12 protein-coding genes are annotated in these 12649 nt (G+C 57.3%); 7 read left to right on the forward strand and 5 right to left on the reverse strand.

Annotation, left to right across the window (positions count from 1 at the left end):
* On the forward strand, positions 1 to 225 hold the full coding sequence (locus AC07SZ_RS27285; RefSeq protein ID WP_494916672.1) for a DUF2274 domain-containing protein: 225 nt from the start codon (positions 1 to 3) through the stop codon (positions 223 to 225).
* Between the two features lie 57 nt (positions 226 to 282).
* On the opposite strand, the gene AC07SZ_RS27290 is transcribed toward AC07SZ_RS27285, so the two are convergent.
* Together AC07SZ_RS27290 and AC07SZ_RS27295 are read right to left on the reverse strand one after the other, a co-directional pair.
* Positions 283 to 1230 carry a LysR family transcriptional regulator gene (locus AC07SZ_RS27290; RefSeq protein WP_494916673.1) on the reverse strand — a complete coding sequence of 316 codons (948 nt, stop codon included), beginning with the start codon at positions 1228 to 1230 and terminating at the stop codon, positions 283 to 285.
* Positions 1231 to 1241: 11 nt separating this feature from the next.
* Positions 1242 to 2237, reverse strand: coding sequence for a class I SAM-dependent methyltransferase (locus tag AC07SZ_RS27295; RefSeq protein ID WP_494916674.1), 996 nt, complete (start codon positions 2235 to 2237; stop codon positions 1242 to 1244).
* Between the two features lie 278 nt (positions 2238 to 2515).
* Between AC07SZ_RS27295 and AC07SZ_RS27300 the strand changes: the two genes are divergently transcribed.
* The 3 genes from AC07SZ_RS27300 (at position 2516) to AC07SZ_RS27310 (ending at position 6118) form a co-directional block, all read left to right on the forward strand.
* Entirely contained in the window at positions 2516 to 3403 is an 888-nt protein-coding gene (locus AC07SZ_RS27300; RefSeq protein ID WP_494916675.1) for a helix-turn-helix transcriptional regulator, read from the forward strand.
* Positions 3404 to 3510: 107 nt separating this feature from the next.
* Positions 3511 to 4716 carry an MFS transporter gene (locus AC07SZ_RS27305; RefSeq protein ID WP_494916677.1) on the forward strand — a complete coding sequence of 402 codons (1206 nt, stop codon included), beginning with the start codon at positions 3511 to 3513 and terminating at the stop codon, positions 4714 to 4716.
* Entirely contained in the window at positions 4706 to 6118 is a 1413-nt protein-coding gene (locus AC07SZ_RS27310) for a hypothetical protein (protein ID WP_494916679.1), read from the forward strand. Before AC07SZ_RS27305 ends, AC07SZ_RS27310 begins: the two co-directional genes overlap by 11 nt.
* A gap of 88 nt (positions 6119 to 6206) precedes the next feature.
* Here AC07SZ_RS27310 and AC07SZ_RS27315 read toward each other — a convergent pair whose 3' ends face one another.
* On the reverse strand, positions 6207 to 7127 hold the full coding sequence (locus AC07SZ_RS27315; RefSeq protein WP_494916681.1) for a Kiwa anti-phage protein KwaB-like domain-containing protein: 921 nt from the start codon (positions 7125 to 7127) through the stop codon (positions 6207 to 6209).
* Complete coding sequence (locus AC07SZ_RS27320; protein ID WP_494916683.1) at positions 7124 to 7732, reverse strand: KwaA family protein; 609 nt, start codon at positions 7730 to 7732, stop codon at positions 7124 to 7126. Before AC07SZ_RS27320 ends, AC07SZ_RS27315 begins: the two co-directional genes overlap by 4 nt.
* 222 nt (positions 7733 to 7954) lie before the next feature.
* On the opposite strand from AC07SZ_RS27320, the gene AC07SZ_RS27325 reads away from it, so the two are divergent.
* From AC07SZ_RS27325 to AC07SZ_RS27335, 3 genes are read left to right on the forward strand one after another with little or no spacing between them, the layout of a single operon-like run.
* Positions 7955 to 8545 (forward strand): nucleoside/nucleotide kinase family protein, encoded by a 591-nt coding sequence (locus tag AC07SZ_RS27325; protein WP_494916685.1) that lies wholly within the window; start codon positions 7955 to 7957, stop codon positions 8543 to 8545.
* Positions 8542 to 9951: a B12-binding domain-containing radical SAM protein gene (locus AC07SZ_RS27330; protein ID WP_494916687.1), complete on the forward strand. Its 1410-nt coding sequence runs from the start codon at positions 8542 to 8544 to the stop codon at positions 9949 to 9951. The genes AC07SZ_RS27325 and AC07SZ_RS27330 overlap by 4 nt, the downstream gene beginning before the upstream one ends.
* On the forward strand, positions 9948 to 10391 hold the full coding sequence (locus AC07SZ_RS27335) for a uracil-DNA glycosylase family protein (protein ID WP_494916689.1): 444 nt from the start codon (positions 9948 to 9950) through the stop codon (positions 10389 to 10391). Before AC07SZ_RS27330 ends, AC07SZ_RS27335 begins: the two co-directional genes overlap by 4 nt.
* A 61-nt stretch (positions 10392 to 10452) precedes the next feature.
* On the opposite strand, the gene AC07SZ_RS27340 is transcribed toward AC07SZ_RS27335, so the two are convergent.
* Complete coding sequence (locus tag AC07SZ_RS27340; RefSeq protein WP_494916691.1) at positions 10453 to 12648, reverse strand: Z1 domain-containing protein; 2196 nt, start codon at positions 12646 to 12648, stop codon at positions 10453 to 10455.
* Position 12649 lies beyond the last annotated feature (1 nt).

Genomic DNA, 12649 nt, shown 5'->3' on the forward strand with positions numbered 1-12649 from the left:
ATGGCCAAGCTTAAACTGGGGCCAATAGCCGACGACAAACCCGTCAAGGTCATGGTGGAACTCCCCGCGGCACTGCACCGCGATCTGGCCGCTTATGCCGAAATCCTCGGCCGCGAAGCGGGGCAACGGCCCGCCGAGTCGCCGCGCCTCATCGTTGCGATGTTGGAGCGGTTCATTGCGACGGATCGGGGATTTGCCAGGGCAAAGCGCTCGGAGGGTGTTTGAAGGCCGGACGACTGAAGTCGAACCGGGTCAGTCCCGCCTCCCGTTCATGGAGTGATTTCAGAAATTGAGCCGCGGCGTTCCGTACTTCCTGCATTGACCGGGGGTAGGGCCGGGTTGCGTTGCAGTCACCATGTTTCTTGCAGTCCCAACCAGTCGCAAAAGCGCGCGCTTTGGGTTCGATTCCAGCCACACTGCCTTGATCGAACTGATGCTGCTCTGGCCACTGATCGGTTTCCACACCGTGGCGTCGATGGCGACTGTCCTGGCAAAACCCTCGCCCGCCAGGGTCACGCCTTGACCGAGTTGCACCTTGAGGATGACCGTTGCTTCGCTGGCGCGACATATCTGGACAGTGGGGCCACCATTCGCGGCGATATGCTCCAGCAAACGCAGATTCCGGGGGGATCCGGCTGAGACCAGCAGACACGTATCTGCAAGATCTGCCCATGTGACCGCAAGCCTTTCAGCAAGCGGATGGCAACAGGGCAGGAGAACGAACAGGCGCTCGTGCGCAAATATCTCACTACGGCATAGGGCGGCGTTCTCAAGCCCATGCGTGAAGACGATGTCGAGGCGCCGGCGGCGTATAGCCGCCAGGCACTGTTCGACTGGAACGTCTTCGATCGCGACGCACACGTCCGGATGCAAACGGCCAAAACGATCGATGAGACGTGCCACGAACGTGCGCCCCATCTGGGCGCATAATCCTATCCTGACCGTTTTGGCATCCTCGTGACCGCGGCTTCCTCCGGCCAGGGCATCGTGCAAGCCTTCATAGTGAGCGCGGACAAGATCGACCCAGTCCCGACCCGCCTCGGTCAGCCGAACGCCATGGACGTCGCGGTCAAACAACTGCATGTCCAGCAATTGCTCGAGAGCAACGATGTTGCGGCTGACACAGGATTCCCTCACTCTGAGAACTCTTGCAGCCTGCCTGAGACTGCCATGATCGACAGCTGCGAAGACATGGTCCAAACGGCGGAGCGTGTTGTTGAGCTGTCCCAAGGCTCAGAAGCCTATTCCTGCGCGGCGGCCAGGCTCACCGGCACGGTCGGATACAAGCTGGTTTCGTAGACGTACTCGTGCGGAATGGCTGGCGTGGCCATCTGGGAGAGGTATCGGTTCAGGTTTTCCTCGCTATTGCTCGCCGCGAGGCTACAGAAATTACCGCTGTTCCACGTCAGGGCACAGTGCCTGAAGTGCACGCGTATCGCGTCAGCCATCTGCGCCAAAGTCACCTCATTGCCGAACATCGTATCCAGAACGAGGGTTTGCTTCTTCTCGATTTCGTCTGGGGGAAAATAGCGCGCCTTGAAGCCGAAATCCTTCTGGTATTCGCGACGCCTATAGTCCGGCTCCTCGGTTGCCCGGAACTTCTCGACGAAGACGAAGAGTCCGTCCTTCTTGAGGTGCTGGGTCACGAACTCGATCTGGCTTGCTCTGTTCGGCGAGTACATCTGGAAGGTCGTATCTTCCAGAATAATATCGAATCCGTTAGCGAAATTTGCCAGTCGCGGATCTGAACGCAGGACGTCCTTCGTCAAATGATGGAAGGGGCCGACGAAGAAGTCGGCGTGCGGCGGTTCGCCATAAGCCATGAAGCATTTGTAATTCTCCGCGTTCGGGCTGCACGACAGCGTGCGTATCTGTCCCTCCGACAGTTCGGACAGTGTTCTTGCCATCGTGCCTTCCGCTGTTCCAAGGCTGTATAGCGAAAGCGGAGCGCCACGGTGCCGTGCATATTTCAGAACTGCGTAGGCCATCCGGCACTCCTCTTCCAATCTGTAGGGAATGCTGCCGTGATAGTGCTGGTCAAAAAAGCCTTGGCGGGTCGCGTGCAGGGCAATCAGACCGCGTAGGAGTTCATCGCTCGGCAGAAGGCGGACGTCGGCCACGGGCTTCCGGATCGGCATTCCGCTCTTGCCAGCGGCGGTCGCCGCGAAAAAGCCGGCTAGTCCGTTGATCCGTGGGCCGTGGTCGCACTCAGCCAGAAAGTCGTCGAGTCCACGCATCGCAGTATGCCTCCAGCACCGTTTCATTGGTGAGATGCCGATACGTCGATGGGGGAAATTCCACTAAGATAAGAGTGGTCTAATATTTCACCTTGCTCAAGTATTGGCTAGGCCAACTGGTAGGCCTGCCGGATACAGGCGGCTTTCACTCGCTTGCCATTTTTTCGCTAAAGTCACATCTTCTACCAATCCAGAGTTATTTGCGTGTTGTTCAGCAACCGGTGGTTCGCCACATCACGCAACGACTGGCCACTCGCCAGTAAGGAGACTGTGGATACGTGAATAATCTTGCCCTCGACCCGACCAAGAATCGCCGTTCACAGCACCAATCGCTTGCCCACAAGTATGAGAATTGGGGGAGCGTGCGGGCGGACGTAGTCAAAAGAACCGGGCTTGAGCGCCAGGAGACAAGAATCCTTCAGCCAAACCATGTGTTCTTGATGAACCTGAAGGGCACGGCGAGCCGCGGAGAAGACATTGTGGACGGGCGCCGGATTGCCTTCTTGCCGCGCCGGGCCGGTTCGATAATCTTCATGCCCGCCGGCAGTGATTGGAATGGGTGGGACGAGGGGGACGCGACCGCTTCCTACCTCCTGGTCTCGATTGAAAAAGGATTCGCCGACGACGTGTTTGCGGGAATGGCTCGCAATCGCGCGGCGGTGCTGCCGCCTTCGATCGGATTTCGGGACACCACTGTAGAGTTGGCGTTGCAGAGGATTGTCTTGGAGCTCAAGCAGCCTGACCCCATCAGCGCAACGATGGTGGAGTGCCAGGCCACGCAATTGCTCGGGCAAATGTTCAGGTTGAACGGCGTCCATCAGGAACCGGCAAAAGGCGGTTTGTCATCGTTCGATCTCAAGCGAGCAGTGGGAATGATTGAGGCCTTGTCGGGCGGCAGACCTACGCTCGCCGATTTGGCAAAAGAGGTTGGGGTTAGCCGATTCCATTTCTGGAGGGCCTTCAAGCAGTCGACAGGCATGACACCGCACGCATTCATTGCGCAGCGCCGATTGGAGCACTCCGCGGATATGCTGCGATCGACCAATTTGTCGGCGACGGAGATCGCGATGGAATGTGGTTTCGGCAGTTCGAGCCATTTCACGACCGCCTTTAAGCGGGCCTTCGGCGCGGCCCCCACGGAATTTCGTCGTAAGTGCAGAATCTAGGCCGCCGCTTGTCGGTTCTCAGCAAGTATCGGAAAACCCCAACATCACAGTAAAGCAGGCTTGGCGGAAGAAGGTATCCATCGGCGGTCAGCCCGGATACGCCGCTCATGTCAAACCTGGTTCGAATTCATCATGCCAAAGGACGGGCCGACCGGCCCAATTCCCGCTTCGGATTCCTGGCCAGCACGCTGTCGGCGGCTGTCGCCCGAAACGGCTACTACATCGCATCCGCCTGGATTCTCGTCGAACGAGGGTACGGAACTGCCGGCGTGGCGACGTTCCTTGCGATCGCAAGCATTGTCGAATTCATCGCAAGCCCTCTAGCCGGCGTAGCGGCGGATCGATTTGACAGGCGACGCTTGAACGTTGCGGCAGACCTCGGCCGCTTCGTCGTTATGCTGGCTACCGCTTGCGCGCTCCTCTACATGGACGTGTTTCTGATTATCTGCCTGTCAGCGGCCCTCTTTTCGTTTTGCGACCGTGTCGCTCTAACGAGCTCTCAATCAATGATCCCCGTGATAGCTGACGGCCGCGATCTTGTAGCCTCGAATTCCGCCGTCTTCTTCGTCATGCAGTTCGGCAACCTCTGCGCAGCTCTGCTTGCAGGGCCTTTGCTGCATGAGCGCTCCCCAGTCCTGCCATTCACCATTCTTGCTGCCTTCTTCCTGTTTTCAGCGGGCTGCCTAGCCTTGATGCGGCTGGAACCGGTCTCGCGCGATGTCCGCATCGCCAAAATCTCGGCAGCACAATTCGATCTGAGCCTGCGTCGTCTCATTGTCGTCTACGCGCTTCTCTATACAGGCGCGGTGCTTGTCAGCGTCATGGGATCTAGCTTCGTCTTCCAGGAGCAGAAGGGTACTGCCGTGGATTTCGGCTACCTTGAGGCTGCATGGTCGGCGGGCTCACTGATCGGCGCGGTATCTCTATTTCGAATTGAAAGAGCGATGAGTACCCATGCGCGGCACCTCATGCTTTTGGGCTTAACGGCGCTGGCACTCATTGCGCTGACATCTCTGCGCACGCCCTGGACAGTGATCCTTTTTGCCGCGCTCGGATTTCTATACAATCTTGGACGCGTCAGCGTTGAAGTCACATTGCAGTCGCGTGTATCCGTTTATCTACTGGGCCGGGTAAAAGGCACTATGCACAGTGTGGCCGTGGTGCTCGGGTTACTCGTCTTCGGCATCGCCGCCGCTGTAGGAGATCGAGCATTTCCTTCGACGATTTTCTTCAGCTTTGGAGTGGTGCTCCTCATCAGTATTTCGTGCTTGAGCGTCGGTGCCGGTCAGCCGGAAGAAAAGGGTGAATCGTGAGGTGGAAGAGCTAACAGCAGGCGTAGATGCGAAACAGGCAGTCCTGGGGTCGCTGGAGGCACTCTACCCCTGGATGAAACCTTATCATTCCCGGCCGATCCGCGATTATGCGTTTCGCCTGTTTACGGCGCCGGCTTCGGGTCCCGTGCCCGAAATCCGGCTTCGAGCCTTCACCAAACTACTCGACATCATCAGGAAGGCAGCGACACGAAACGGGTTGTCGACCGACACCGCCTCGGAAATCTGCAGGGATTTCGAAAGGCGCCGCGTGTTGCAGACAGGCCCTCATTTGTTTCTCCTCATGGAGCCGGAAGCGTACTACACGCATATCTTCAGCCTCCTTGGTCTCTCGGCGCATGGCTGTTCGACCTATGTTTCCTACGCCGTTTCGACGGTGAATCTCGTTGAAAAGCCGCGCAAGGGACCAGGCTGGCTCACCGTTGACGGGAAGCCGGTCAACGTCTTTGGCCTGAGCCGAAGCCGGATGATCGGATACAGCCTGCTGGCCGGGCCGGGACCCTATAGGTTCGAGTTGTTACCGACGGAGCCAAGCACTGGCGGAGACGCGCTCACGCTGCTCCGTAGCCTTCTGCCCCAGACGCAATTCAAGCGGCCGGCGCACGCCATCAAGGCAGCCAATCTCATCCTTTGGCCAAAAATGTTCGGAGGCCGCTTTGCCTTCCTGCAGATCGACGACGAGGATATCGCCGACCTAGTGGCGGACCATCTGTCGGACGAAAATTCCTGGTTACGCATGAGACTGCTGGAAGACCCGAAGTTCGCCTCCAATATCCTTGCCGGCCTCGACCGGCTCGCGTCCGGCCCCTGGAGTGGCTGGCTCGCGCGCGGTACTGATTTCTTCTGGTTCTATGAAAATGGCAAGCGCCTTCCGCTGCGTCTGGTCGCCGGAGAACTCATCGATCCTGCGACCGGTATGAAGGTGGCGTGCTTCACGGCCGCCGACATCCTCGAGCGGCTCGCAAACCGCAGCCTTGTCCCGAATCTCCTGCTGATGTTTCTGGTTTTGTCGATCCTGCCCGGCGTGCGCGCGCTTGGAGGCAGCTATCAACCGATCTACTACCCCCTGATGCGCTATGTCGTCTGCCGGGCGCTTGAGGCCGCAGGCGTGGATAAAGATCTTCGGCAGGCTCTCGCAACCGACGACGTACCGGGTGCTTGGGGACATCGGGTAATTGAGTGCGATGATGATCCGTTCGAGCTATTCCTAAATGGCAGGGACGGCGGGATGGGTGATCTTATCGACCGTTTGAGCGACATTTCCTTCGCCGAGGCATGTGGAAGCATGAAAGGCTTCGTGACTGACCCGTCGTGGCATGAACTTCACAGCCGGCTGCGGCAGGGGTTGGTCACGCCGGCCGATGAGGAATGGGCCTTTTCCTGAAATGTTTTATGCGCTTCCAGCAATTGGCATATGTACGCAGGATTGCGAATGGCTGCTTCGCGCCTCAAAGCGGACACTGACCCTAACATCAGACCGCGACTGACACAGTATCTTGAACGTCATAGATATTTTCCGAGAGCCGCGACACAAGCCTGTGATCTAGAAGCGCCTGGAAGATTTCCCGGCAATGCTCGGCCGTAGCAATTATCCGACCATTCTTGTCGAATGCGAAAGTGAAACCCATCTCGTCGCGCCGTGCGCGAAGGTTGTTCATGAATGCATTGTCGGAATAATAGGCTTTCTGGCGGATCGCCGACGCCCGCCGGAGTTGGATCTTGTTGTCCCCAACAAAAGTCACGATTGGGGTCACGTCCGCTAGGATGGCGACGAAAGCAGGCTCGGCCGTCAATGCTGTGAAATCGTCACGGTGAGCCGCTTTGTATTGCATAACTGACTCAAACCTGCCTTTGTCCGAAACCAAGAGGGTGTCGCCGACGATGAAGAAATCGATGCTCTTGGCGATGTCGAAGCTCGGCGATTCTTCAATGCCCATTACGTCATCTACAAATATGGCGGAGACCGCATTCTGGACTCTACGAGTGTGCCACGACGCGTCGGTCTTCTTGACGCCGTACAGCACGATCTCGCCATGCACGAGCTTGATCGCATAGAAGCCCGAGTTACGAATGTCCTTCAGGTTCCGGACGCGGTTATCTGCCGAATCGTCCTCAGCGGCTTCGACGATCCACGACGCATGCGTTTCGTCTGTGTCGAGCCTAAGGGCGCTTGCCTCATTGTTCTGGGCGAGCAATCCATACTCGATAACCTCCTCGATGCGTGCGCGTTCGGATTTGACGGCGTCGCGCAATGCGCTGTCCAACGCGTCGGACGTCTCAACCCATCTACCCTTGAAGCCGAACGCGCCACCGGCCCGCGACGTCTTAAACGTCCACAACGTGATCTCAGCAACGTCAACGTTGAAATTCCGTAAGTCATCCAGTGCTGTCACGGCGCGCCCTCGGTCAGTTTCGGCTTGATGATGAACACATCCTGTACTTCAGCAAATTTCTCCGAGCGTTCCGCTGTCAGAATGCCCTTTGCCAAGGTTTGCTTCGTATGGATGTTGTCCGACCCGGCATGACGGTATCTCACATTGTAAAGACGCCATCCGAAAGCAATAAGCAGTGGATTGAGGATGATCAGGCCGGAGCGATAAGTAAGCCAGAACATCCACCCAAGAAATATAAGCAGGCCTAAAAATTTTCCATTGTCACGATAGTCTATGCTCATGAACGAAACCACGTATGGCAACGTATAGTTCATAAGATCGGCAGCCACGTACTCCGCCTCGACGATTGTAATGCTGCGCTTGGCCGGGAGCAACCAAAGGGCACACAGCGTGGTCAGGAAGCACAGCAGGCAGCCGACAAAGATGCCGATCGAGTATACGGGGTTCTGAAATGGGAGCGAGCAATCGTGTGCCCAGTGTGCCCATCCCCAGCAAATCGGCATGCCGATCATGGTGAAGTTATAGTCCTGAGCCATCAAAATCAGGCTCAGGGGCAAGTAGCTGCCCACGAAGATGATAGCAGCGACAAGAAGCCTGAGTTGCACCGCTTTGCGTTCCGTCCGCTTGCAAATACCAGATCGTTACACCAATCCTGCATCGCCTAGGGCACGTCAATAGGCGGGCCGATCTATCAACTGCATAATCGAAATGTTGGCCTCGATAGCAATCCTCAAATCCAGGCTATACTTGACATCGTCCTAGCTAAGGCGCTTGGCTCAAAATCACCTCTGATTCGCGATACTTTATTTCTACGGCCGACGAGACCGATGAGTCATCTGATCATTGCCATCGAAGGTCCTAGCGGGATCGGAAAGTCGGAGTTGTTGCGACGACTCATGCCCTCGCTGGCAAAGAGAACTCGCCCATTCCAGACAGCCAGCAATGTCGAGACGACGGGACTTCAGCCTCTGATCCGGGAGCTTGCCCAAAGTGAAAAACCTGGAATCGCGCTCTGTCTCGCATTGGCCACGGCGAGGGCATTGCTGCTTGAGAGGACTACCGGCAATCTACTGATCGATAGGTACGTCTTGTCCAGCCTTGTCTACCAGACGTTTTCTGGAATTGACCGGAATTACATCTATGAGGTCAATGCGCCGGTTCTCGCAGGTGTTGTCACGATCGCCCTCGAGGCAGAAGCTCAGGTTATTACCGGTAGACGGGAGGCCCGGCCGTCAAGCCGATCTGATTTCTTCAAGCAAAGACTAGCGATTAATGATGAGATTGCCCTTTACTGCGAAGGAATTGCGTTCCTGCGGTCGCGAGGTCATCCGGTTATCTCAATTGACGCCAGCGAGGGCGCTGCGGCGACCGCAGTTAAGGTGGCGGACGCCATTGAATGCCTGGACATTCAATCATGAAGGATCCCAAAATTCTCGGCGCGGACAGTGCTCTTGATCTGTTGCTAGTAAACTCGCCGCTGAAAGACTATGGGCGCGAGCAGCGCCTCAATGACTTCACATTGCCTACCCTCGGTCTCGGCTACATTGCGACCGTAGCGACAGCAAACGGATTCGCGGTCGGCTTGCTTGACAGCGAGGCACTTGGGGTCGGGATTGACGAGACAGCAAGGATCATCAACGAATCCGCCCCTCGCTGGATCGGCTTAAACCTTCTCGCGCCAACTTACCGCCATAGCCAAGCTGTTCTCGCCAAAATCGATCCGTCGATACAGATCATGCTAGGAGGACACCAAGCAAAAGCCATGCCGGCTGAAATACTTGCAGATTCAGCCCTTCCCCGGATTGACGCGCTGGTCGTCGGCGAGGCGGAGATGCGCGTACCACTGTTGCTTGCAGATACCCGGGCTCGCGAGGCCATGCCTCTGGTCGGGTGGCGCGACCGCGATAGAGCGGTGCTTCCCCAGCTACAAGGCGATAGGGCTTTGCTCGCGCCAAATATCGACGCGCTCCCCTTTCTGGACCGTTCATTCCTTCCGCAAGATCCGTATGTTGACGAGGACCAGCTTGAGTCCGCGATGGTTGCATCTCGCGGCTGTCCCTTTGACTGTTCCTTCTGCGGGGCCGCTGTCAGCGCCAATCCCGACGTCAGCATCAGAATTCGCGCACCTGATAACATCATCGCCGAAATGAGGGAGCTGCGAGACCGGGACGGCGTGACCAGGGTCCGCTTTGTTGATGACCTGTTCCTGGCCAGTCCCAAGGCAATTGTAAAGACGCTTAGCGCGTTTTCCGACGCCGCGCTTGGCTTGAGGTGGGACGCGACTGGGCGCATCAATGTTCTCGACAAACTACCGGAGATGACCCTCGATCTGATGATCGGTTCGGGGTGCCGCGAGGTTGCTCTCGGCATCGAAACCGGGAGCGACCGGCTTCTCCATCACATCGACAAGAAAATCACGGTCGCGCAGGTGGTACGCGTTGTAACCCGGCTATGCAGTGCAGGCATCTCGGTCAAAGGCTATTTCATCCTGGGGTTGCCCACTGAAACCCACGAGGAGCATCAGGCAACGTTGCGGCTGATTGAGACCCTGTGGGATCTAACCGCTGGGATGCCAGGCAAATTCCGATGCAGTGCGTTCGAGTACCGTCCTTATCCCGGCACACCGGACTGGAACCGACTGCTGCGCTCCGGCTATTCGGCTTACGAGATGCTTGCCTACGGCTCGCCTGAGTCCTATGGAACCGGCATTTCAGTTGGCCGCGACGAATTCAATTTTTCGACCGGGCTGCAGTTTGGAGAGGTTCCCGTCGACCAGGTTAGAAAGAACTTATACACTCTTATGACGCTACAACATGGGAGATGACCGATAAAACCATCCTGTTACTCGGCCTATGTGCCAAGAAAAACGCCAAGGGCGGGCTTCATGCGCCCCTTGCGCCGACCTCCCGGTCGGGCCGCTTCCTTTCTTCTCTCCTCGCTGATCTGCCCCTAAACCGTGTCTCCATCACGCGGGATAATATCATCCCTGGCTCGGTGGAAGGACCTGACGGAGAAGAGCGGAATCCTACTTGGTCAGAACTTCTGCCCTGGTTGCGCGAGCATCGCCTCTGGCACAATGCTTCCTTGGCGGCGATCGTGGTGTTCGGCGGCGAGGCCAAGCGCGCCTTCCAGGTACTGCAGGCTGAACGTTCGACCCAGACGCCGGTGCACTTTTTTCACCACCCATCCTACGCGCTGCGCCAGCCCGCAAGCCGGCGCGAGGTCTATGCTCGCGAGTTTTCGCGAGCGGTTTCCATGACTTAGCGCATCGATCGTGCCTTTCCACCCATGAAGCCGAGGAACGGCTGTCGGCGGCCGAACCGCTTCAATCGTCATCATCTTCGCCGGCCTCCGACTCTCGGACGGAAGTGGCGAAGATGCTCGGAACCGATCTTGCGGGCGCAACTAGCACGGGCCACCAGAACGGCGCACCGCGCCAGCCGTCCTCCTCGCTGCCTTCCTGTTGCAACAAGGCCAGTATGGGTAATGACCCTGGCAGCGAGCGGAACGCAGTGCGCTCTTGGTAGGATAGCGGAGAGTCTGAAAATCTGCCTCCCGTACGCTTGCGGCTCATTGTGCGGCCCGTGACGGCATAGAGCCAGCATCCACCGCGAGACGCAGGCGGTGACGCGATCTTCGAATAATACTCAATCGCCGCTCGTGCTGCTTCCCAATCGAAATTGTAGCCGCCCTCGAACGTCACTGAGGGTTCTATCGCGCTTAGGAGTGCGACAGCTTCCTCGCATGTGACCTTCACAGGATCACCCGACTCCAGGGCCGCTGTAGGGATCAGTTTCGATAGATTTGCGCCGATACGGCTAAGCTCTGTGCGTGACTTCGTTTGAAAGCCGAAGGGCACCAGCGCCGCGTTGGGCCTCAACGATACTATATTGGAAACAAGTATCTTGCTCGGCGCGCACGGTACGACACGGTTGCTTTCATCCTTCATCACAAACGCCACCCCTCGGTCATGTGCGCCCGTTAGGAACGCATGGCGCAGCGCTGAGTCAAACTCATGAATGCGCTTTAAGGTACCGTAGTTAGACGGGGTCGTGTAGAAACGGCTTACAGCCAAATCGGCCCTCGGCCTCGCGCCGTACATCCGCGCGTGTTGCAACACCGTATCCTGCTGCATCTTCTTCGGGGAACGTCCGTAGAAGAAGGCGAGCAAATTTGGAACCGTTATGCCGCGATCAAGAATCTGGCCACCAATAAAAACATTGAACGGCGTTCGCAAACGAAGCTCCGCGTTTTCGTCAAGCAGTGCTTGAACGTCGTTATCCGAGTTAACGCGTTCGGTGACAACACCGCCCTTCACAAAGGCTTCGCGAACTTCCCGCAACAGCTGAGCACGGTCCGGCATGTTCCATCCGCCCGCCATTACCGATCGCGCCAAGTCGTCGATCGACCTTTCGACAAGTTGGTCGAAAATTACGTCGTTCGCCCGTGCTGCGGCGGCCATGCCGTCGATAATTTCCTTTGCCACGGTATGCTGCCAAGCGTGCGATGCTCGTGCCGTTTCTACATGGACGATCATCGAATAGCGCTTAGGCGGGGCGCCTTCCATTTTCTGTTGCAGGCGTCGGAGCGCAGCGGCAGTCACGAACGTCACCAGAGCATGCCGCAATGCCTCGGTGCGCGGCGATGAGAGCGCTTCGTCGGTGCGAACGCGGCGGCGATCTTCCTTCTTGAGCGCAGTCAGCTCGTCTTCCGACACAGGATGCCAAAGATAGTACTCGGGCGCCTCCTCGTCGTGTTCGCCGAAATACTCATCGCCGCCGACGTAGCCCCCGTGGATCGGCACAATCTGTGTAAAGACCGGCCGCTTCGGCTCGAACGTGAAGTTCTCACCTTCAGGCCGCTCATACTCGTCGGGCTGTAAGTAAAGCGAGTACGGCGTTGCCGTCACCTGTAACACCGCTGGATTACTCAGCTCGCGCCGCAATTCGTCAATTCGGTCGGCAATGCGACCTTGTTCAATGTCGTCAGAACCCTTCTTCTTGGTGAAGCGAATTGACGCAAAATCGGCCTCGTCATCGACGATCAGAACGCGTTTGGCCCGCAGCCGCGGATGCGTCTCGGCAAACAGCTTAACTAGCCGCCGCATATTGTTCGCTTCCTTCTTCGCGACGAAGATCAACTTGTGGCCGTCGATTTCCCAATCGGTCAGGTTGGGTACGTTCATGATGTCGAACACCGCGAGTTCCTCGGCATCGCGGAATACGCTGTACTCTCTGGAAATGCGGTTGACGGTTTGCTGGGCGAGCGTCTTCGTGCCCTTAGTCAGGACGACTGCAACATCGAAACCGTTGTCAAATGCGGACGCGATTATGCCGAGGAACGCGCGCGTCTTGCCCGATTGGATTTTGCCAAGCAACATTCCGGGACGTCGCGCGTCGGTCTCGGATGACAGCAGCGCCTCGACGGTAGCTTCGACGCAGGCCTCCAGTTCTGCTCCTTCCGCCGAACCGCCTTCTGCTCGATATGCTTTAAGCCGGTCGTAAAATCCCCCCAGTATCATA

Source organism: Mesorhizobium sp. GW821-FHT07A06, from assembly GCF_059419085.1.